Below are 20477 nucleotides of genomic sequence, written 5' to 3'. Positions count from 1 at the left end.
TGCCATGACCACGGGAACCACCGGAACCGCCGCACCGGACCTCGACACCTTCCGCACGCTCGCCAAGGACCGACGGGTCATCCCCGTCGTCCGGCGCCTCCTGGCGGACGGCGACACCCCGGTCGGCCTCTACCGCAAGCTCGCCGCCGAGCGCCCCGGCACCTTCCTCCTCGAATCCGCCGAGAACGGCCGTACGTGGTCGCGGTACTCGTTCATCGGCGTCCGCAGCGCCGCGACGCTCACCACCCGCGACGGGCAGGCGCACTGGCTCGGCACCCCGCCGGTCGGCGTCCCCACCGAGGGCGACCCGCTCGCCGCGCTGCGCGCCACCGTCGAGACCCTGCACACTCCCCCTGCGCCTCGCGGCGCGGGAGGTGCCCCCACCCACGACCTCATCGAGGGCGAGGGGCTGCCCCCCTTCACCGGCGGCATGGTCGGCTACCTCGGCTACGACATCGTGCGCCGCCTGGAGAAGGTCGGCGAGCACACCACCGACGACCTCGGCCTGCCCGAGCTGACCATGCTGCTCACCTCCGACCTCGCGGTCCTGGACCACTGGAGCGGCACGGTCCTGCTGATCGCCAACGCGATCAACCACAACGACCTGGAGACCGGCGTCGACGAGGCGTACGCGGACGCGGTGGCCCGCCTGGACGCGATGGCCGACGACCTGGCCCGCCCGGCCCCCGCGAGCGCCGCCGCGCTCCCGCCGTCCGCCGTGCCCCCGTACACCGGCAAGTGGGGCGGCGAGGCGTTCATGGCCGCCGTCGAGGACGTCAAGGAGCGCATCCGGGCCGGCGAGGCGTTCCAGGTGGTGCCCTCGCAGCGGTTCGAAACCCCCTGCACGGCCAGTGCGTTGGACGTCTACCGGGTGCTGCGGGCCACCAACCCCAGCCCCTACATGTACCTCTTCCGCTTCGAGGGTGACGACGGCCGCGCCTTCGACGTGGTCGGCTCCAGCCCCGAGGCGCTGGTCAAGGTCGAGGGCGGCCGGGCCATGGTGCACCCGATCGCCGGCACCCGCCCGCGCGGCGCGACCGTCCAGGAGGACCAGGCGCTCGCCGACGAGCTGATGGCCGACCCCAAGGAGCGCGCCGAGCACCTGATGCTGGTCGACCTGGGCCGCAACGACCTGGGCCGGGTCTGCGAGCCGGGCAGCGTCGAGGTGGTCGACTTCATGTCCGTCGAGCGCTACAGCCACGTCATGCACATCGTCTCCACGGTCACCGGCACGGTCGCCGCCGGCCACACCGCCTTCGACGTGCTCACCGCCTGCTTCCCCGCCGGCACCCTCTCCGGCGCGCCCAAGCCGCGCGCCCTCCAGATCATCGAGGAGCTGGAACCGACCCGGCGCGGCCTCTACGGCGGCTGCGTGGGCTACCTGGACTTCGCCGGCGACTCCGACACCGCCATCGCCATCCGCACCGCCCTGCTGCGGGACGGCACCGCCTACGTCCAGGCCGGCGCCGGAATCGTCGCCGACTCCGACCCGGTCGCCGAGGACACCGAGTGCCGCAACAAGGCCGCGGCCGTCCTCCGCGCCGTCCACACCGCCAACCACCTGGGGAAATGATCCGCCGCACCCCCGCCCACCGGTCCACCCGGGCCGGTGGGCGATAGTGGTACGCGTGAGTGCCGTACCCCAGCCCCGTACCGACGCCGAGCCGGCCGCGACCCCGGCCCGGCCCGCGCGCAGCGCCAAGCGCTCCGTCGCCCTGGCCTTGTTGCTCGGCGCCGCCGGCGCGAGCCTGGCGCTGCTGGCCTCCGGCCGCACCTGGGCCCAGGGCACCGCGGTGCTCGCCCAGGGCGAGCTGCCGCGCACCGTGACCGGCGCCGACGTGACCGGGGTGCCCGGTGCGCTGGCGGTGGTCGGCCTGGCCGCCCTGGTCGCCGTCTTCGCGGTCCGCCGGGTCGGCCGGATCGTGGTCGCCGCGCTGCTGGCCCTCAGCGGGCTGGGCATCACCGCCGCCGCCGCGCTCGGCAACACCGACACCTCGGCACTGCGCGAGAAGGCCGCCGACGCGGTCGGGCTGGCCGGCGCCGATGTGCATCACGTCACCCACACCGCCTGGCCGTGGGTGGCCGCCGCCGGCGGCCTGCTGCTGTTCCTCGCCGGGGTGCTGGCCCTGGTGTACGGCCGCTCCTGGCCTGCGATGTCGGGCCGGTACGAGCGCACCCCCGGCGGCGCCCGCGGTCCGCGGCGCGCCCCGGCGGCGCCGGACCTGGACCGTCCCGAGGAGATCTGGAAGTCCCTGGACCGCGGCGAGGACCCCACCCGGTAAAAGGGTTCCGCCCGGCATCGGTGACAATGGACGACGACATTCCCGCGCCCGGACCCCGGCGCGACAGAGCAACGAGGAGCACTCCATGTCGAGCAGTGGCCACGGACACACCCCCGCCGCCTGGACCGGCGTCATCATCGCGTTCATCGGCTTCTGCGTGGCCGGTGTCTTCATCGTGATGGCCAACGTGGCCGGCTTCTGGGCGGGCATGGTGCTGATCGGCGCCGGTGCCGTCGTGGGTGGCCTGATGCGCGCGGCCGGCATGGGCCAGGAGCCGAAGCGCTCCGCCAAGGTCGCCCCGGCCACGGTCCAGCCGCAGGAGGGCTGAGCCCCGCTCGGCACGAACCCGGAGGCGCCGCTTCCCGCCCCTCGTACGGCCCGCGCCCCGTACGGCGGCCGAGAAGCTGCGCCTTTCCGCGTCCGGTAGCACCATCGGCACCGTGAGCGATCCCGTGGTTCCGCTGCGGCCGGACGGTTCCCGGCCCGGTCGTCCGCTGCGCCGCCTCGCGGCGCCGGTCGGCACCCTGGCGGCGGTGGCCGCCGCCTTCACCTGGGTCGGCGCCGTCGACCCCAACGAACCGGGCCACTACCCGGTCTGCCCGCTGCTGCACCTCACCGGCCTGCTCTGTCCGGCCTGCGGCGGGCTGCGCAGCGCGCACGCCGTCGCGCACGGCGACCTCGCCGCCGCGCTGGGCGCCAACGCCCCCGCGGTGGCCGGCTACGCCGCGTTCGCGCTCCTCTGGCTGGTCTGGCTGACCCGGGCGGCCCGCGGCCTGCCCACCGCGGGGCCACGGCCCCGGCCGGCCCACTGGTGGGCGCTGGGCGGCCTGCTGCTGGCCTTCACGGTCGTCCGCAACCTGCCCTTCGGCGCCGGACTGCGCCCGTGATCCGCACCACGCGCGGGCCCCGGCACCGCCCCCGGCGCAAACCACCGCGAAACCCGGAGATGTCCAGGTTGTGGGACCGGAGTCAACCGGATGCGGGACCTGTCCCCGCTGGCGGATACCATCAGAGAACCGATTGGGACAGTGGCCTGTCCCACAGGGTCACTGTCCACCTCCACCGTTCAAGAAGGAGGCCGCTCGCGTGAGCGTGCTCGATGAGATCATCGACGGAGTCCGCGCCGACCTCGCCGAGCGGCAGGCGCGCGTCAGCCTCGACGAGCTCAAGGAGCGGGCCCGCAAGGCACGCCCCGCCAAGGACGGTGTCGCCGCTCTGAAGGGCGAGGGCGTCCGGGTGATCTGCGAGGTCAAGCGCTCCAGCCCCTCCAAGGGCGCGTTGGCCGCGATCGCCGACCCCGCGGGCCTGGCCGCCGACTACGAGGCGGGCGGCGCCGCGGTGATCTCCGTCCTCACCGAGCAGCGCCGGTTCGGCGGCTCGCTCGCCGACCTGGAGGCGGTCCGCGCCAAGGTCGACATCCCGGTGCTGCGCAAGGACTTCATCGTCACCGCCTACCAGCTCTGGGAGGCCCGGGCCTACGGCGCCGACCTCGCGCTGCTGATCGTCGCCGCGCTGGAGCAGGAGGCGCTGGTCTCGCTGATCGAGCGGGCCGAGTCGATCGGGCTGACGCCGCTGGTCGAGGCGCACGACGAGGACGAGGTCGCCCGCGCGGTGGACGCCGGCGCCCGGATCATCGGGATCAACGCCCGCAACCTCAAGACCCTGGAGGTCGACCGGGGCACCTTCGCCCGGGTCGCCCCGGAGGTCCCCGACCACATCGTCAAGGTCGCCGAGTCCGGCGTCCGCGGCCCGCACGACCTGATCGCGTACGCCAACGACGGCGCCGACGCCGTCCTGGTGGGCGAGTCGCTGGTCACCGGCAAGGACCCCAGGACCGCGGTCGCGGACCTGGTCGCGGCGGGCTCCCACCCGGCGATCCGGCACGGCCGGGACTGAGCGCGGGCCACCGAAGGACACAGGTACACCGACATGACCGCCGTTCCCCGCCGCCCCGAGGCCAAGCGCTCGGCGCTGCCCTCGTGGCACCGCGGCTGCCGGGCCCCCGCCCGGCGGGTCCGGGGACGCCGGGTCCGGTACCACATCGGCTCCGAACCGGGTCAGATCAACGGGATGCGATGGCGCCCGGGGACCGCGCGCTGACGCGCCCGTCCCCGTAGCGACGGCGCAGCACTGCGCGCAGCAGTCGTCACGTCACCCCGACATACCGGACCTCCGGGGCGGTACGCCCCGGTCGAGGAGTGCTCAGATGTCCTCCGAAAGTTCCCGTTTCTTCCTTCCCGACCCGGAAGGCCAAGTGCCCAGTGCCGAGGGCTACTTCGGCGCGTTCGGCGGCAAGTTCATCCCCGAGGCGCTGGTCGCCGCGGTGGACGAGGTCGCCGCCGAGTACGAGAAGGCCAAGGCGGACCCCGCCTTCGCCGCCGAGCTCGACGACCTGATGGTCAACTACACCGGGCGGCCCAGCGCGCTCACCGAGGTGCCGCGGTTCGCCGAACACGCCGGCGGGGCCCGGGTGTTCCTCAAGCGCGAGGACCTCAACCACACCGGCTCGCACAAGATCAATAACGTGCTGGGCCAGGCGCTGCTCACCAAGCGCATGGGCAAGACCCGGGTCATCGCCGAGACCGGCGCCGGCCAGCACGGCGTCGCCACCGCCACCGCCTGCGCCCTCTTCGGCCTCGAATGCACCATCTACATGGGCGAGGTCGACACCCAGCGGCAGGCCCTCAACGTGGCCCGCATGCGCATGCTCGGCGCCGAGGTCATCGCCGTGAAGTCCGGCAGCCGCACCCTCAAGGACGCCATCAACGAGGCGTTCCGCGACTGGGTCGCCAACGTCGACCGCACCCACTACCTCTTCGGCACGGTCGCCGGCCCGCACCCCTTCCCGGCCCTGGTCCGCGACTTCCACCGGGTCATCGGCGTCGAGGCCCGCCGGCAGATCCTGGAGCGCGCCGGCCGGCTGCCGGACGCCGCCGTGGCCTGCGTCGGCGGCGGCTCCAACGCCATCGGCCTCTTCCACGCCTTCCTGCCCGACGCCGACGTCCGCCTGATCGGCTGCGAGCCGGGCGGCCACGGCATCGAGACCGGCGAGCACGCCGCCACCCTCACCGAGGGCACCCCCGGCATCCTGCACGGCTCCCGCTCCTACGTTCTCCAGGACGAGGACGGCCAGATCACCGAGCCGTACTCGATCTCGGCCGGACTGGACTACCCGGGCATCGGCCCCGAGCACGCCTACCTCAAGGACGTCGGCCGCGCCGAGTACCGCGCGGTGACCGACGACGCGGCGATGCAGGCCCTGCGGCTGCTGTCGCGGACCGAGGGCATCATCCCGGCCATCGAGAGCGCCCACGCGCTGGCCGGCGCCCTGGAGGTCGGCCGGGAGCTGGGCCCCGACGGCCTGCTGCTGGTGAACCTCTCCGGGCGCGGCGACAAGGACATGGACACCGCCGCCCGGTACTTCGGGCTGTACGACACCGCGGACGAGGCGTCCCGGACCGGCGAGGGGGACAAGTGATGGCGGGCAACATCGAACTTCTGACGTCCGTCCTGGCGCAGGCCCGCGCCGAGGACCGGGCGGCGCTGGTCGGCTACCTCCCGGCCGGCTTCCCCACCGTCGACGGCGGCATCCGCGCGATGACCGAGATGCTGGACGGCGGCTGCGACATCGTCGAGGTCGGGCTGCCGCACAGCGACCCGGTCCTGGACGGCCCGGTGATCCAGACCGCCGACGACATCGCGCTGCGCGCCGGCATCAAGATCGTCGACGTGATCCGCACGGTCCGCGAGGTGCACACCGCCACCGGGGCACCGGTGCTCTGCATGACGTACTGGAACCCGGTCGACCGCTACGGCGTCGAGCGGTTCGCCGCCGACCTCGCCGAGGCGGGCGGCGCCGGCTGCATCCTGCCGGACCTCCCGGTCGAGGAGTCCGAGGTCTGGCGGAAGGCCGCCGAGCAGCACGGCCTGGCCACCGTCTTCGTGGTCGCGCCGAGCAGCCGGGACGAGCGGCTGGCCAAGATCACCGCGGCCGGCAGCGGCTTCGTCTACGCCGCCTCCCTCATGGGCGTCACCGGCACCCGCGAGTCCGTCGGCCGGGAGGCCGAGGACCTGGTGGCCCGCACCCGCGCCACGACCGAACTGCCGGTCTGCGTCGGGCTCGGGGTCTCCAACGCCACGCAGGCCCGCGAGGTGGCCCGGTTCGCCGACGGTGTGATCGTCGGCTCGGCGTTCGTCAAGTGCCTGCTGGCGGCGGAAGACGACCTTGACGCCGGACTGGCCGCGGTCCGCGCCCTCGCCGGCCGACTGGGCGACGGTGTGCGCCGGGGCGGTGCGGCCCGGGACTGACCCGGTCCGTTCGCCCGATGGAGCGAACCTCGGAGCGGAGGGGTGCGACCGCGCCCCTCCGCCTCGTTGTCCACGGGCGTGAACGAGAAGAGCCATGACGGCCAGAACCGTGACGGAATCAGCAGCGCCCGTGAGCGGCTGCAGGAACAGCGCACCAAGGAGAAGACGCGCGCCCGGCGGGTCCGCCAGGCCGTCGTCGGCGGCGCGGTGGTGGCCGCGCTCGCGGTGGCCGGCGGGGTCGCCGTCTGGGTGTCCTCGGGCGGCGGGACCGGCAGCACCACCGACACCGCGTTCGCCCTCCCCAAGCAGGCCAGCGACGGCGACAAGCCCGCCGTCCCGGTGGGCGCGGCCGGCGCCCGCTCCACGCTCGTCGTCTGGGAGGACTTCCGCTGCCCGGCCTGCCAGCAGTTCGAGACCGGCTTCCGCCCGGTGATCCACGAGCTCCAGGACTCCGGCCAGCTCAAGACCGAGTACCACCTCGCCACCCTCATCGACGGCAACGCCGGCGGCACCGGCTCGCTGACCGCCGCCAACGCCGCCCTGTGCGCCCAGGACGCCGGGAAGTTCCGCGACTACCACGACGTCCTCTACTCCCACCAGCCGCCGGAGCAGCAGGACCGCTTCAGCGACAAGAAGTACCTGATCCAGTTGGCCGGGAAGGTCAACGGCCTGGTGTCGGACGCGTTCACCAAGTGCGTCCGGGACGGCCGGTACGACGGGTTCGTGCGCAAGTCCAACGCGGCCTTCGCCGGCGGCGGGTTCCGCGGCACCCCGACCGTCCTGCTGAACGGCAAGGACCTCGCCCAGGTCAAGGGCGGCCAGGTCACCCCCGCCGAGCTCAAGAAGATGGTCCTCGCCGCCAACAAGGGCGAGCAGTCGCCCAAGGGCTGAGCCGCCCGGCGGTACGGGCCGCGGCCCCAGCGGGGTCGTTACGCAGCCGTTGCCGGGCGGGTTGTCGTCAACCCGGCCCGGCGCGGTAGCGTCGGTCCTGCCATGGACCTCGCATTCATTCCCAGCCCGCCGACCGGTGTCGTCCATCTCGGCCCGATCCCGCTGCGCGGCTACGCGTTCTGCATCATCATCGGCGTCTTCGTCGGCGTCTGGCTCGGCAACAAGCGCTGGGTGCAGCGCGGCGGCCGCTCCGGCACCGTCGCCGACATCGCCGTGTGGGCGGTGCCCTTCGGCCTGGTCGGCGGGCGCCTCTACCACGTCATCACTACCTACGAGCCGTACTTCGGCAAGAACGGCCATCCGCTCGACGCCTTCAAGGTCTGGCAGGGCGGCCTCGGCATCTGGGGCGCGGTCGCGCTGGGTGCGCTCGGTGCCTGGATCGGCTGCCGCCGCCGCGGTATCCCGATGCCGGCCTACGCCGACGCGCTGGCGCCGGGCCTCGCGATCGGCCAGGCGATCGGCCGCTGGGGCAACTGGTTCAACCAGGAGCTGTACGGCAAGCCGACCGACCTCCCGTGGGCGCTCAAGATCGACCCGGACCCGGCCATCGGCCGCATCGGCGGTACCTACCACCCGACGTTCCTCTACGAGTCCCTGTGGTGCCTGGGCGTCGCGGCGCTGGTGATCTGGGCGGACAAGCGCTTCCGCCTCGGCCACGGCCGGGTGTTCGCGCTCTACGTCGCCGCCTACTGCGCGGGCCGCGCCTGGATCGAGTACATGCGCGTCGACGAGGCGCACCACATCCTCGGCCTGCGGCTGAACGACTGGACCTCGCTGGTCGTCTTCATCCTGGCCGTCATCTACATGATCGTCTCCGCCCGGAAGGCCCCGGGCCGCGAGGAGATCGTCGAGCCGGAGTGGCAGCTCGCCGAGGGCGCCCAGGACGACACCAAGGGCACCGAGGACGCGAAGGACACCGAGGGCGCCAAGGGCACCAAGGAGGCCGAGGGTTCCGGGGTCGTCAAGGGGTCCGAGGACGCCGACGGCGCGTCGGACGCGGCGGCCGGGAAGCCCGACGGGGCCGACGGCAAGAAGGACGGCGGGGACGCGGACGGCGCCGAGCGCACCGACACCTCCGCGTCCGGCTCAGTCAAGACCGCCGGGAGCCCGGGCGGCGCCACGCCCTGACGCCGCCGGCGCAACCCTCCGACCGGAGCGCCGGGCGGACCCGCTCACCGCGGGACCGCCCGGCGCTCCGCCGTTTCTGCCGCCGGGCCGTCACCGCCCGCTGGCCTCGGTCACCACGGCCCGCGTCGCGATGGCACCGAACGCCTGCTCGTGGCGCAGGCGGCGGGCCTGGTCGCGGGCGAACACCTCGCGGCTGACGGCGGCCAGCGCGGCGGCCGGGGCGTGCAGGTCGAGCCGGCTCGCCCGCGCGACCTCGGTGTGCCACGCGGCGGGCACCGCCGCCGCGCCGTTCAGGGCGCCGGCGAGCGCACCGGCCATGGTGGCGGTGGCGGCGCAGTCCCGCCCGTAGTTGACCGCGCCGAGCACGGTGGCCCGGTAGTCGCCGTCGGAGACCAGCAGCATGCCGAGCGCGATGGGGAGTTCCTCGACGGCGTGGAGCCGGGAGGGCCGGCGGGCGCCCAGCGACGGTTGGCGGTGGTCCGGGCCGACGGTGTCGAACGGGGCGACCGCGGCCCGCAGCGGGACGAGGGCGGACTCGTAGTCGGTGTGCGGCGCGGCGACGTCGCAGACCGCCTCGATCGCGGCCCGGGTGCCGTCCTTCGCCAGGCGCAGCGCATGCCCGGCGACCGAGGCCGGAGTGGCGTCCGGCAGGAACGCGGCGGCCACCGCGGCGGAGAACACCCCGGCCGCCTCGCGCCCGTAAGACGCCTGATGGGCACCGGAGATGTCCAGGGCCTCGGCGTAAGCCCGGTCAGGATTACCGGCGTTGACGATGCCGACCGGCGTCATGTACATCGCTGCACCGGAGTTGACGATGTTTCCGACGCCGGCCTCGCGCGGATCGGCGTGACCGTAGTGCAGCCGGGCCACGATCCACTTCTCGGCGAGGAAGATCCGCTGCAACGGCAGCGCCTCGGCCTCCAGTTCGGGGATCCAGCGGGGGGTGCCGATCAGGTCGGGGACGAGGTGTTCGGCGATGTCGTAGGCGTCGAGGTGGTCGCGGACCGTCTCGTAGACGCGGACCAGTGCATGGGTCATCAGGGTGTCGTCGGTGATGTGGCCGTCGCCCTTGTGGTACGGCGTGAGCGGTCTGGCGGTGCGCCAGTCGGTGTGGAACGGCCCGACGATGCCCTCGATGCGGCCGCCGTGCCGGGCCACGATCTGTTCCGGCGTCAGGCCCTCGGCCGGCCCGCCGAGCGCGTCGCCGACCGCGGCGCCGACGAGGGCACCGGTCGCCCGGTCCTCAAGGGGGGCGACCTCGGGGGCGGCCGGTCCGGGGTCCGGGCCGACGCCGTGCGGGCTCAGGGGCGGTGCCGGGGCCGGCGGTGCCGGGGCCGGCGGTGTCGTGGTGGCGGTGGTGGCGTCCGTCATCTGCGGGGCGTCCTTTCGCGGGGGCCGGTGGTGCCGGGGCGGGCGGCGGTGGCGGCGGGGCCCGCGTGTCGCCGCCCGGCGCGGTATCCGTCCCCCGCGGCGGGCCGGCTGTGCTGTCCGGGGCGCCACGGTCACCCGGTCGACCGTGGCGGACGGCCCTCGGCGGCCACGAGAATCCCTTGTGATCCGGATCACAAGGTGCTGTTCTCGGTAAAACCGCAGGTCAGCGGGGTAAGTTCGGCCTTCCTTGCTAGCGGAGGAGGGTAATTCGCGCATAGCTTCGAGGTGTTGGAGGGGGAAGTGCCGTCAGCGGCCCACACCTCGCAGAGCAGGGAGCAGGTCCAGATATGTCGGTCATGGAGATCATGGACGCGGCCGCACCGACGCACGTGGCGCACCGCGACAACCACACCCACCGCGATGTGAACGGTGGCTGGCTGCGCCCCGCCGTCTTCGGCGCGATGGACGGTCTGGTGTCCAACCTCGCCCTGATGACGGGTGTGGCCGGCGGCGCGGTGTCGCAGCAGACGATCGTGATCACCGGTCTGGCGGGACTGGCGGCCGGGGCGTTCTCGATGGCCGCGGGGGAGTACACCTCGGTGGCTTCGCAGCGTGAACTGGTGGTCGCGGAGCTGGACGTCGAGCGGGCCCAGTTGCGCAAGCATCCGAAGGATGAGCAGGACGAGCTGGCGGCCCTCTACGAGTCCCGCGGGGTGGAGCCGGAGCTCGCCCGGCAGGTCGCCGAACAGCTCTCCCGCGACCCCGAGCAGGCGCTGGAGATCCACGCCCGCGAGGAATTGGGCATCGATCCGTCGGACCTTCCTTCTCCGATGGTTGCGGCCGTTTCTTCCTTCGGATCCTTTGCGTTGGGCGCGCTGCTGCCTGTTCTTCCTTATCTGTTGGGCGCCACTGTGCTCTGGCCGGCGGTGCTGCTGGCGCTGTTCGGGCTCTTCGGCTGCGGTGCCGTGGTGGCGCGAGTGACGGCGCGTTCGTGGTGGTTCAGCGGGCTGCGTCAGCTGGCTCTGGGCGGCGCCGCGGCGGGTGTGACGTACGCCCTCGGCGTGCTGTTCGGGACGGTGATGGGTTGACGTCCCATTCGGGTGACCGCATCATGGCCGCGTTACCCAGCGGTTTCGGTTTGTTGACGACCGGGCATAAGGCCCTGGCGTCGCGGGCAATGTCGCTCGCCGAACGCCGCCGCAGAGGGCGGCTCGTTTCCGTCCGCAGTTCCCAGAAATTCCGTCTCACCGCCGGCGCGGTGTCCGCATGTTGGAAGGCATCTTTCGCTTTTTGAGAAGCGGGCCATCCTGTAACCTGCACGAAATTTCGCGGAGGGCCAACGTCGTCCCTCGGCAATGCAAATGCCACGACGACGTTGGGAGAGCCGATGCGCTTCGCGTCCACGCACTCCGCGACCACCAGCAGCGCCGCCGCCGCTTGGTCGCCCATGGACGGCCGCCCCGCCCAGCAGGGCATGTACGACCCGCGCAACGAGCACGACGCCTGTGGCGTCGGATTCGTGGCCACGCTCACCGGCGAGGCCAGTCACGCCCTGGTCGAACAGGCCCTGACCGTGCTGACGAACCTGGAGCACCGCGGTGCCACCGGCTCCGAGCCCGACTCGGGCGACGGTGCGGGCATCCTGCTCCAGGTCCCGGACGCGTTCCTGCGCGAGAACGTCACCTTCGAGCTCCCCGAGGCCGGCTCGTACGCGGTCGGCATCGCCTTCCTGCCGTCCGATGCCCACGAAGCGGCCCAGGCCGTCTCGACCATCGAGACGATCGCCGGCGAGGAGGGCCTCACGGTCCTGGGCTGGCGGGTCGTCCCGGTCGCCCCGCAGCTGCTGGGCAACGGTGCCCGCGCCACCATGCCGGCCTTCTCCCAGCTGTTCGTCGCGGACGGCGAGAACACCGGGCTGGCACTGGACCGCAAGGCGTTCGCGCTGCGCAAGCGCGCCGAGCGGGAGGCCGGGGTCTACTTCCCCTCGCTGTCCGCCCGCACCCTCGTCTACAAGGGCATGCTGACCACCGGCCAGCTGGAGCCCTTCTTCCCGGACCTGTCCGACCGCCGGTTCGCCACCGCCATCGCGCTGGTCCACTCGCGGTTCTCCACCAACACCTTCCCGAGCTGGCCGCTGGCCCACCCGTACCGCTTCGTCGCGCACAACGGCGAGATCAACACGGTCAAGGGCAACCGCAACTGGATGCGGGCCCGCGAGTCCCAGCTGGCCAGCGCGCTCTTCGGCGACGGAGCCCCCGAGAACCTCGACCGGCTCTTCCCGGTCTGCACCCCGGACGCCTCCGACTCCGCCTCCTTCGACGAGGTCCTGGAGCTGCTCCACCTCGGCGGGCGCTCGCTGCCGCACGCGGTGCTGATGATGGTCCCCGAGGCGTGGGAGAACGCCACCGCCATGGACCCGGCCCGGCGGGCCTTCTACCAGTACCACTCCACGATGATGGAGCCCTGGGACGGTCCGGCCTGCGTCACCTTCACCGACGGCGTCCAGGTCGGCGCGGTCCTGGACCGCAACGGTCTGCGCCCGGGTCGCTACTGGGTCACCGACGACGGCCTGGTCGTGCTCTCCTCCGAGGTCGGCGTCCTGGACATCGACCCGGCCAAGGTCGTCCGCAAGGGCCGCCTGCAGCCCGGCCGGATGTTCCTCGTCGACACCGCCGAGCACCGCATCATCGAGGACGACGAGGTCAAGGCGCAGCTCGCCGCCGAGCACCCCTACCAGGAGTGGCTGGACGCCGGCCTGATCGACCTGGCCGACCTGCCCGAGCGCGAGCACATCGTGCACACCCACGCCTCGGTCACCCGCCGCCAGCAGACCTTCGGCTACACCGAGGAAGAGCTCCGGGTCATCCTCGCCCCGATGGCCAAGGCCGGCGCCGAGCCGATCGGCTCGATGGGCACCGACTCGCCGATCGCCGCGCTGTCCGAGCGGCCCCGGCTGCTCTTCGACTACTTCACCCAGCTGTTCGCGCAGGTCACCAACCCGCCGCTGGACGCCATCCGGGAGGAGCTGGTCACCTCCCTGATCTCCTCCCTCGGCCCCCAGGGCAACCTCCTCACGCCCACCGCGAGCTCCTGCCGCAGCGTGACCCTGCCGTTCCCGGTCATCGACAACGACGAGCTGGCCAAGCTCGTCCACATCAACGCCGACGGCGACATGCCCGGCATGAAGGCCGTGACCCTGTCCGGCCTCTACCGGGTCTCCGGCGGCGGCGCGTCGCTGGCCGCCCGGATCGAGGAGATCTGCGCCGAGGCCGACGCCGCCATCGCCGACGGCGCCCGACTGGTCGTGCTCTCCGACCGCCACTCGGACGCCGAGCACGCGCCGATCCCGTCGCTGCTGCTGACCGCCGCGGTCCACCACCACCTCATCGCCACCAAGACCCGCACCCAGGTCGGGCTGCTGGTCGAGGCCGGCGACGTCCGCGAGGTGCACCACGTCGCGCTGCTGATCGGCTTCGGCGCCGCCGCGGTCAACCCGTACCTGGCGATGGAGTCCGTCGAGGACCTGGTCCGGGCCGGCACCTTCCTGCCCGGCGTGGAGACCGACACCGCCATCAAGAACCTGATCAAGGCGCTCGGCAAGGGCGTCCTGAAGGTGATGTCCAAGATGGGCATCTCCACCGTCGCCTCCTACCGCGGCGCGCAGGTCTTCGAGGCGATCGGCCTGGACGAGGAATTCGTCGCGAAGTACTTCCACGGCACCACCACCAAGATCGGCGGCGCCGGCCTGGATGTCATCGCCCAGGAGGTCGCGGCCCGGCACGCCAAGGCGTACCCGGCCTCCGGCATCGCGGCCACCCACCGCGCCCTGGAGATCGGCGGCGAGTACCAGTGGCGCCGCGAGGGCGAACCGCACCTCTTCGACCCGGACACCGTCTTCCGGCTCCAGCACTCCACCCGTGCGCGCCGCTACGACATCTTCAAGCAGTACACCGAACGGGTGAATGAGCAGGCGGAGCGGCTGATGACGCTGCGCGGCCTGTTCTCCTTCGCCTCCGGCCGCCAGGCCATCCCCCTGGACGAGGTCGAGTCGGCTTCCGAGATCGTCAAGCGGTTCTCCACCGGCGCGATGTCCTACGGCTCGATCTCCCGCGAGGCGCACGAGACCCTCGCCATCGCCATGAACCAGCTCGGGGCCAAGTCCAACACCGGCGAGGGCGGCGAGGACCCGGAGCGCCTGTACGACCCGGCGCGCCGCTCCAGCATCAAGCAGGTGGCGTCCGGCCGCTTCGGCGTGACCTCCGAGTACCTGGTCAACGCCGACGACATCCAGATCAAGATGGCCCAGGGCGCCAAGCCCGGCGAGGGCGGCCAGCTGCCCGGCCACAAGGTCTACCCGTGGGTCGCCAAGACCCGGCACTCCACCCCGGGCGTCGGCCTGATCTCGCCGCCGCCGCACCACGACATCTACTCCATCGAGGACCTCGCCCAGCTCATCCACGACCTGAAGAACGCCAACCCGGCCGCCCGCATCCACGTGAAGCTGGTCTCCGAGGTCGGCGTCGGCACGGTCGCCGCGGGCGTCTCCAAGGCGCACGCGGACGTGGTCCTGATCTCCGGCCACGACGGCGGTACGGGCGCCTCCCCGCTCACCTCCCTCAAGCACGCGGGCGGCCCCTGGGAGCTGGGCCTGGCCGAGACCCAGCAGACCCTGCTGCTCAACGGCCTGCGGGACCGGATCGTGGTGCAGACCGACGGCCAGCTCAAGACCGGCCGCGACGTGGTCATCGCGGCCCTGCTGGGCGCGGAGGAGTTCGGCTTCGCCACCGCCCCGCTGGTGGTCTCCGGCTGCGTGATGATGCGCGTCTGCCACCTGGACACCTGCCCGGTCGGCATCGCCACCCAGAACCCGGTGCTGCGCGAGCGGTTCAGCGGCAAGGCCGAGTTCGTCGTCAACTTCTTCGAGTTCATCGCCGAGGAGGTCCGCGAGATCCTCGCCGAGCTGGGCTTCCGCACCCTGGACGAGGCCATCGGCCACGCCGAGGTCCTCAACGTCGCCCGGGCGGTGGACCACTGGAAGGCCCAGGGTCTGGACCTCGCCCCGCTGCTGCACGTCCCCGACCTGGCCGAGGGCGCGGTCCGCCACCAGGTCACCGTCCAGGACCACGGCCTGGCGAAGGCGCTGGACAACGAGCTGATCAGGCTCGCCGCCGACGCGCTGGCCGCGGACACCGCCGAGGCCGCCCAGCCGGTCCGCGCGCAGGTCGCGATCCGCAACATCAACCGGACCGTCGGCACCATGCTCGGCCACGAGGTCACCAAGAAGTTCGGCGGCGCGGGCCTGCCCGACGACACCATCGACCTCACCTTCACCGGCTCGGCCGGCCAGTCGTTCGGCGCGTTCCTGCCGCGCGGTGTCACCCTCCGCCTGGAGGGCGACGCCAACGACTACGTCGGCAAGGGCCTGTCCGGCGGCCGGATCGTCGTCCGCCCGGACCGCGGTGCCGACCACCTCGCCGAGTACTCCACCATCGCCGGCAACACCCTCGCCTACGGCGCCACCGGCGGCGAGCTGTACCTGCGCGGCCGGGTCGGCGAGCGGTTCTGCGTCCGCAACTCCGGTGCCACGGTGGTCTCCGAGGGCGTCGGCGACCACGGCTGCGAGTACATGACCGGCGGCAACGCGGTGGTCCTCGGCGAGACCGGCCGCAACTTCGCGGCCGGCATGTCCGGCGGCTTCGCCTACGTCATCGACCTGGACCCGGCCAACGTCAACAAGGAACTGGCCGCCGCGGTCTCCCCGCTGGACGCGAACGACAAGCAGTGGCTGCACGACGTGGTGCGCCGCCACCAGGAGGAGACCGGCTCCACCGTGGCCGGCAAGCTCCTCGACGACTGGGATGCCGCGGCCGCGCGCTTCAGCAAGGTCATCCCGCCGACGTACCAGGCAGTGCTCGTCGCCAAGGAAGCCGCCGAGCAGGCCGGGCTCTCCGAGTCCGAGACCCACGAGAAGATGATGGAGGCGGCGACCAATGGCTGACCCCAAGGGCTTCCTTACCCACGAGCGCGAGAACGCCAGGACCCGCCCCGTCGAGGAGCGCGTCAAGGACTGGAACGAGGTCTACCAGCCCGGCTCCCTGCTGCCGATCATCACCAAGCAGGCGTCGCGCTGCATGGACTGCGGCATCCCGTTCTGCCACAACGGCTGTCCGCTCGGAAACCTCATCCCCGAGTGGAACGACTACGCCTACCGCGAGGACTGGACCGCGGCCAGCGAGCGGCTGCACGCGACCAACAACTTCCCGGAGTTCACCGGTCGGCTGTGCCCCGCGCCCTGCGAGGCGGCCTGCGTGCTGGGCATCAACCAGCAGCCGGTCTCCATCAAGAACGTCGAGGTCTCCATCATCGACCAGGCGTGGGACAACGGTGACGTCACCCCGCAGGCGCCCGAGCGGCTCTCCGGCAAGACGGTCGCCGTCATCGGCTCCGGCCCGGCCGGTCTGGCCGCCGCCCAGCAGCTGACCCGCGCCGGCCACACGGTGGCGGTGTACGAGCGCGCGGACCGCATCGGCGGCCTGCTCCGCTACGGCATCCCCGAGTTCAAGATGGAGAAGCGGCACATCAACCGCCGCATCGAGCAGATGCGCGCGGAGGGCACCAAGTTCCGCACGGAGGTGGAGATCGGCCGCGACATCGACGCCCGCAAGCTGCGCAAGCGCCACGACGCGGTGGTCATCGCGGCCGGTGCCACCATCTCCCGCGACCTGCCGGTGCCCGGCCGCGAGCTGAACGGCGTCCACTTCGCGATGGAGTACCTGCCGCTGGCCAACAAGGTCCAGGAGGGCGACCTGACCGTCGCCCCGATCAGCGCCGAGGGCAAGCACGTGGTCGTCATCGGCGGCGGCGACACCGGCGCGGACTGCGTCGGCACCGCGCACCGCCAGGGCGCCCTGTCGGTGACTCAGCTGGAGATCATGCCCAAGCCGGGCGAGGACCGGGCCGCGGGCCAGCCCTGGCCGACGTTCCCCATGCTCTACAAGGTCACCTCCGCGCACGAGGAGGGCGGCGAGCGGGTCTACTCCGTCTCCACCACCCACTTCGAGGGCGACGAGGACGGCAACGTCCAGTGGCTGCACCTGATCGAGGTGGAGTTCAAGGACGGCAAGCTGGAGCAGAAGCCCGGCACCGAGCGGAAGCTCCCGGCCCAGCTGGTCACCCTCGCGATGGGGTTCACCGGCACCGACCAGCAGAACGGCCTGGTCGAGCAGTTCGGACTGGAGCTGGACGCCCGCGGCAACGTCGCCCGCGACGCGGACTTCGCCACCAACGTGCCCGGCGTCTACGTGGCCGGCGACGCGGGTCGCGGCCAGTCGTTGATCGTGTGGGCCATCGCCGAGGGCCGCTCCGCCGCCCGCGGTGTGGACCGCTTCCTCACCGGAGCCAGCGCCCTGCCGGCCCCGATCAAGCCGACGGACCGCGCCCTGACGGTGTGAACGTCCGTCCCCTGATGTCCCGTACAGCGTCGTACGGAGGCACGGGGACCGGGTGAGAGCCCGGCCCCCGTACAGCGGCGCCTGTCCCCTCCCCCGACCGGAGGGCAGGCGCCGCGCTGTTTTCCGGGCCCCGCGGCCCGGCCGCCCGGCCCCCGTCGGGCTAGCAGTCCCGCTGGGCGGGGAAGCAGTCCCGCCGGGCCGGGAAGCGCCGTCCCAACTGCCGGGCCAGTTCCCGGGCGGGCGCGGGTACGGTCTGCGGCGGGGGAGCGGCCGGCGGCCGGAAATCGTGCACCGGCGCGCGCCAGCCCGACACGTCGATGCTGCCGTCGCCCAGTGGCAGCACCCAGCGCGGGTCCGCGTGCACCCGCAGCACCTGCGCCTCGATCTGGGTCCAGGCGCCGTCGGTCATCGTCCGCTCACCGACCCGGCGGGCCTCCAACTGCACCGGGCAGTGCGCCAGTCGGGGCGGCCGGACCAGCTCGGAGGGCTCCGTCCACGGCACCTCCCCCTCGGGGCCGCCGCCCGTTCCCTCCTGTGCCGCTGTCTCCTGGGGCGGAAGGTTGAAGACGACGTCGGGGCGTACCGCGAGATTCTGGGCGGTGCGCCCCCGGGCGGGCAGCCAGACGCTCACCACCGGGCCGAGGTCCCACCGGATCTGCAGCGCGACCAGCACGAAGGTCCCGTCGTCGTTCTCCGTGGACAGCAGCGCGGGCACGACCGAACTGCTCTTCTCCAGCGCGGATTTCATAACTCCTGAGGATAGAAGCCGAACGATTCGGTACTCACCGAAGTGTTATATGTGATTACGCTCTGCACATGATTCGATGGGACGCCGATCACGTAAGCACTGCGGAAACCCCCGATCTGGCAGCCCTCGCGGCGCTGCTCGCGGACCGGACCCGCGCCGCCATCTGCATCGCCCTGCTCGACGGCGGCACCTGGACCGCCGGCGAGCTGGCCGAGTACGCCGGGGTGGCGCCGTCCACCGCGACCGAGCACCTCAACCTCCTGGTCGCCGGCGGTCTGCTGGCCGAGGAGCGGCGGGGGCGGCGGCGCTACGTCGGACTCGCCGGGCCGGACACCGCCGAGATCCTGGAGAACCTCGCCGGACTCGCCCCCTACCGCCGGGTGCGGATCCGCTCGCTGGCCGAGGCCAACCACCGCCGGGCCCTGCACCACGCCCGCACCTGCTACGACCACATCGCCGGGGCGCTCGGGGTGGCCGTCGCCGAGGCGATGACCGAACGCGGCCTGCTGGTACGGGAGTACGGGTGGGAGCTGACCGCCGCCGGCGCCGCGTGGCTGGCCGACCTGGGCATCCCGGAGGCCGCTCACTCACCGGCCCATCGGGCGCACGTGCGCACCTGCCTGGACTGGACCTCGCGCCGTCAGCACCTCTCCGGCGCGGTCGGGGCCGCCCTGTACCGGCACGCGCTGGAGCACCGCTGGGTCATCAGGGCCCCGGCCAGCCGGATCCTCGCGGTCACCGAGGCCGGCCGGGTCGCCTTCCGGAGCCGGCTGGGGCTGCCCGAAGCGGTACTGACGCCCACTCCGGCGCCGCCCCGCGAGCGGACGGAGGTCAGTCCTCGCCGACCTGGGTGATCCGGTCGTCGCCCAGGCGGTGCTGGACGTCCTGGAGGAGGATCCGCAGCAGTCCGGCCAGCTGCTCCTGCTGCTCGGGGGCGAGCGCGTCGATCAACTCGGCCTCACGGCCGAGGACCTGGTCGACGGTGGACTCGACGAGGTCGTGTCCGGCCGGGGTCAGTTCGACCAGGACGGTGCGCGGGCGGCCCTCGCCGGGGCGGCGGGTGACCAGGCCGTCGCGTTCGGCGCGGGCCACCCGCTGGGAGATCGCCCCGGCGGTGACCATGGTGCGCCGGCTCAGCTCCCGGGTGCTCAGGGTGTACGGCGGGCCGCCGCGGCGCAGCACGCTCAGCAGGTCGAGGGTGGCCGGGTCCATCCCGGCGCGGTTCAGCACCCGGCGCCGGTCGTCGCCCAGCAGTTTGGCCAGCCGCCAGATGGGCGTGACGATCCCGATGGAGGAGACCGGCGTGCCCGGACGCTCGCGCCGCCAGGCGGCGGCGATCTCCTCGACGGGGTAGGTGGAGGAGGCTGCCGGGCGGCCGCCGTCGTCCTGCGCCTCGGCTTCGCTTGCCACCGGACCTCCTGGAAGTGTTATGTTCAGGTCTAAATTTAGCCCTGAACGCAGGGCGTTCGCGAGCTGTGTATTTAGACCTAAAAATTACGGACGGAGTGCAGCATATGGCACGCACCATCCTGATCACCGGCGGCGGCACCGGCATCGGACGCGCCCTCGCCGAGCACTTCGCGGGCCACGGCGACCGCGTCGTCATCACCGGCCGACGCCCCGGCCCGCTCCAGGAGACCGCGGACGCCCTCGCCGGGGTGACCGGCCTGGTCTGCGACCACACCGACCCCGCGGCGCTCCTCCGACTCGCCGGGGAACTCCCCGAGCGCCTCGACGTCCTGGTCAACAACGCCGGCGGCCAGACCGACTTCGACGCCGACGGCGCCACCGACCTGGCCTCCTACGCCCGGGACTTCCGCGCCAACCTCGACGCCAACCTGCTCGGCGCCGCGCTGACCACCCGCGCCCTGGAGGACCGGCTGGCGGCCGGCGGCGCGGTGGTCCACATCGGGTCCATCGCCGCCGACCAGGGCTCCGGCTCCTACGGGGCGGCCAAGGCCGGACTCGCCTCCTGGAACGTCGAGCTGGCCCGGACCCTCGGGCCCCGCGGGATCACCGCCAACGTGGTCTCGCCCGGCTACATCGCCGGCACCGAGTTCTTCCGCGACAAGCTCGCCGACGAGCGCCGCGTGCACCTGATCGCGGCCACCGCCACCGGCCGCCCCGGCACCCTGGACGACATCACCGGCGCGGTCGCCTTCCTGGCGTCCCCGGCGGCCCGGCACGTCACCGGTCAGGTGCTGAACGTCAACGGGGGTGCCCACACCACCCGTTGAC

Annotated in this window: 18 protein-coding genes; 15 read left to right on the top strand and 3 right to left on the bottom strand. The window is 72.8% G+C overall.

Features of this window, described 5'->3' with window-relative positions; translation table 11 throughout:
• Nucleotides 1-4: 4 nt before the first annotated feature.
• From CG747_RS09075 to lgt, 10 genes are all read left to right on the top strand, one after another.
• Nucleotides 5-1573, top strand: a complete 1569-nt coding sequence (locus tag CG747_RS09075; RefSeq protein WP_100601131.1) for an anthranilate synthase component I — start codon at nucleotides 5-7, stop codon at nucleotides 1571-1573.
• Nucleotides 1574-1628: 55 nt separating this feature from the next.
• On the top strand, nucleotides 1629-2282 hold the full coding sequence (locus CG747_RS09070; protein ID WP_100601269.1) for a TIGR02234 family membrane protein: 654 nt from the start codon (nucleotides 1629-1631) through the stop codon (nucleotides 2280-2282).
• A gap of 85 nt (nucleotides 2283-2367) precedes the next feature.
• A complete protein-coding gene (locus tag CG747_RS09065; RefSeq protein WP_100601130.1) occupies nucleotides 2368-2610 on the top strand; it encodes an HGxxPAAW family protein in 243 nt (80 codons plus the stop codon).
• A 112-nt stretch (nucleotides 2611-2722) separates the two neighbouring features.
• On the top strand, nucleotides 2723-3169 hold the full coding sequence (locus CG747_RS09060; RefSeq protein ID WP_257980295.1) for a DUF2752 domain-containing protein: 447 nt from the start codon (nucleotides 2723-2725) through the stop codon (nucleotides 3167-3169).
• 199 nt (nucleotides 3170-3368) lie between these two features.
• Nucleotides 3369-4178 carry an indole-3-glycerol phosphate synthase TrpC gene (gene trpC / locus CG747_RS09055; protein WP_100601128.1) on the top strand — a complete coding sequence of 270 codons (810 nt, stop codon included), beginning with the start codon at nucleotides 3369-3371 and terminating at the stop codon, nucleotides 4176-4178.
• Nucleotides 4179-4211: 33 nt separating this feature from the next.
• A complete protein-coding gene (gene trpM / locus CG747_RS47840; RefSeq protein WP_180985448.1) occupies nucleotides 4212-4382 on the top strand; it encodes a tryptophan biosynthesis modulator TrpM in 171 nt (56 codons plus the stop codon).
• A 106-nt stretch (nucleotides 4383-4488) separates the two neighbouring features.
• Entirely contained in the window at nucleotides 4489-5760 is a 1272-nt protein-coding gene (trpB, locus tag CG747_RS09050) for a tryptophan synthase subunit beta (RefSeq protein WP_100601127.1), read from the top strand.
• The gene (gene trpA, locus CG747_RS09045) at nucleotides 5760-6590 is read left to right on the top strand and encodes a tryptophan synthase subunit alpha (RefSeq protein WP_100601126.1); all 831 of its coding nucleotides are present in this window, start codon (nucleotides 5760-5762) and stop codon (nucleotides 6588-6590) included. Before trpB ends, trpA begins: the two co-directional genes overlap by 1 nt.
• Nucleotides 6591-6668: 78 nt before the next feature.
• Nucleotides 6669-7481, top strand: coding sequence for a thioredoxin domain-containing protein (locus CG747_RS09040; protein WP_180985447.1), 813 nt, complete (start codon nucleotides 6669-6671; stop codon nucleotides 7479-7481).
• A 102-nt stretch (nucleotides 7482-7583) separates the two neighbouring features.
• Nucleotides 7584-8669: a prolipoprotein diacylglyceryl transferase gene (lgt, locus tag CG747_RS09035; RefSeq protein ID WP_100601124.1), complete on the top strand. Its 1086-nt coding sequence runs from the start codon at nucleotides 7584-7586 to the stop codon at nucleotides 8667-8669.
• A gap of 90 nt (nucleotides 8670-8759) precedes the next feature.
• On the opposite strand, the gene CG747_RS09030 is transcribed toward lgt, so the two are convergent.
• A complete protein-coding gene (locus tag CG747_RS09030) occupies nucleotides 8760-10040 on the bottom strand; it encodes an ADP-ribosylglycohydrolase family protein (protein WP_257980294.1) in 1281 nt (426 codons plus the stop codon).
• Between the two features lie 356 nt (nucleotides 10041-10396).
• Between CG747_RS09030 and CG747_RS09025 the strand changes: the two genes are divergently transcribed.
• The 3 genes from CG747_RS09025 to CG747_RS09015 all read left to right on the top strand — a co-directional run bounded on the left by CG747_RS09025 (nucleotide 10397) and on the right by CG747_RS09015 (nucleotide 17491).
• On the top strand, nucleotides 10397-11128 hold the full coding sequence (locus tag CG747_RS09025; RefSeq protein WP_100601267.1) for a VIT1/CCC1 transporter family protein: 732 nt from the start codon (nucleotides 10397-10399) through the stop codon (nucleotides 11126-11128).
• A gap of 299 nt (nucleotides 11129-11427) precedes the next feature.
• Complete coding sequence (gene gltB, locus CG747_RS09020) at nucleotides 11428-16038, top strand: glutamate synthase large subunit (protein WP_100601123.1); 4611 nt, start codon at nucleotides 11428-11430, stop codon at nucleotides 16036-16038.
• A complete protein-coding gene (locus CG747_RS09015; RefSeq protein WP_100601122.1) occupies nucleotides 16031-17491 on the top strand; it encodes a glutamate synthase subunit beta in 1461 nt (486 codons plus the stop codon). Before gltB ends, CG747_RS09015 begins: the two co-directional genes overlap by 8 nt.
• 160 nt (nucleotides 17492-17651) lie before the next feature.
• Here the strand turns inward: CG747_RS09015 and CG747_RS09010 are convergent, their stop codons facing one another.
• Complete coding sequence (locus tag CG747_RS09010; protein ID WP_100601121.1) at nucleotides 17652-18239, bottom strand: hypothetical protein; 588 nt, start codon at nucleotides 18237-18239, stop codon at nucleotides 17652-17654.
• A 68-nt stretch (nucleotides 18240-18307) separates the two neighbouring features.
• Between CG747_RS09010 and CG747_RS09005 the strand changes: the two genes are divergently transcribed.
• Nucleotides 18308-19093 (top strand): helix-turn-helix transcriptional regulator, encoded by a 786-nt coding sequence (locus tag CG747_RS09005; protein WP_100601120.1) that lies wholly within the window; start codon nucleotides 18308-18310, stop codon nucleotides 19091-19093.
• Here the strand turns inward: CG747_RS09005 and CG747_RS09000 are convergent.
• Nucleotides 19071-19649 carry a MarR family winged helix-turn-helix transcriptional regulator gene (locus tag CG747_RS09000; protein WP_100601119.1) on the bottom strand — a complete coding sequence of 193 codons (579 nt, stop codon included), beginning with the start codon at nucleotides 19647-19649 and terminating at the stop codon, nucleotides 19071-19073. The genes CG747_RS09005 and CG747_RS09000 overlap by 23 nt on opposite strands.
• A gap of 104 nt (nucleotides 19650-19753) precedes the next feature.
• Here CG747_RS09000 and CG747_RS08995 point away from each other — a divergent pair, with 104 nt between their 5' ends.
• On the top strand, nucleotides 19754-20476 hold the full coding sequence (locus CG747_RS08995; protein ID WP_100601118.1) for an SDR family NAD(P)-dependent oxidoreductase: 723 nt from the start codon (nucleotides 19754-19756) through the stop codon (nucleotides 20474-20476).
• Nucleotide 20477 lies beyond the last annotated feature (1 nt).

This window comes from Streptomyces sp. CB02959 (assembly GCF_002803155.1).
Classification (GTDB): Bacteria; Actinomycetota; Actinomycetes; order Streptomycetales; family Streptomycetaceae; genus Streptomyces.
The sequence above is the reverse complement of the archived record's forward strand: the minus strand, read 5'-3'. Positions and strand labels throughout refer to the sequence as shown.

Excerpts from the sequence above, each read along its gene's own strand:
- trpM (WP_180985448.1), top strand. The coding sequence starts at position 4,212 with ATGACCGCCGTTCCCCGCCGCCCCGAGGCCAAGCGCTCGGCGCTGCCC.
- CG747_RS09005 (WP_100601120.1), top strand. The coding sequence starts at position 18,308 with ATGATTCGATGGGACGCCGATCACGTAAGCACTGCGGAAACCCCCGAT.
- CG747_RS09015 (WP_100601122.1), top strand. The coding sequence starts at position 16,031 with ATGGCTGACCCCAAGGGCTTCCTTACCCACGAGCGCGAGAACGCCAGG.
- gltB (WP_100601123.1), top strand. The coding sequence starts at position 11,428 with ATGCGCTTCGCGTCCACGCACTCCGCGACCACCAGCAGCGCCGCCGCC.
- CG747_RS09075 (WP_100601131.1), top strand. The coding sequence starts at position 5 with ATGACCACGGGAACCACCGGAACCGCCGCACCGGACCTCGACACCTTC.
- CG747_RS08995 (WP_100601118.1), top strand. The coding sequence starts at position 19,754 with ATGGCACGCACCATCCTGATCACCGGCGGCGGCACCGGCATCGGACGC.
- lgt (WP_100601124.1), top strand. The coding sequence starts at position 7,584 with ATGGACCTCGCATTCATTCCCAGCCCGCCGACCGGTGTCGTCCATCTC.
- CG747_RS09065 (WP_100601130.1), top strand. The coding sequence starts at position 2,368 with ATGTCGAGCAGTGGCCACGGACACACCCCCGCCGCCTGGACCGGCGTC.
- trpB (WP_100601127.1), top strand. The coding sequence starts at position 4,489 with ATGTCCTCCGAAAGTTCCCGTTTCTTCCTTCCCGACCCGGAAGGCCAA.
- CG747_RS09030 (WP_257980294.1), bottom strand. The coding sequence starts at position 10,040 with ATGACGGACGCCACCACCGCCACCACGACACCGCCGGCCCCGGCACCG.
- CG747_RS09010 (WP_100601121.1), bottom strand. The coding sequence starts at position 18,239 with ATGAAATCCGCGCTGGAGAAGAGCAGTTCGGTCGTGCCCGCGCTGCTG.
- trpA (WP_100601126.1), top strand. The coding sequence starts at position 5,760 with ATGGCGGGCAACATCGAACTTCTGACGTCCGTCCTGGCGCAGGCCCGC.
- CG747_RS09025 (WP_100601267.1), top strand. The coding sequence starts at position 10,397 with ATGGAGATCATGGACGCGGCCGCACCGACGCACGTGGCGCACCGCGAC.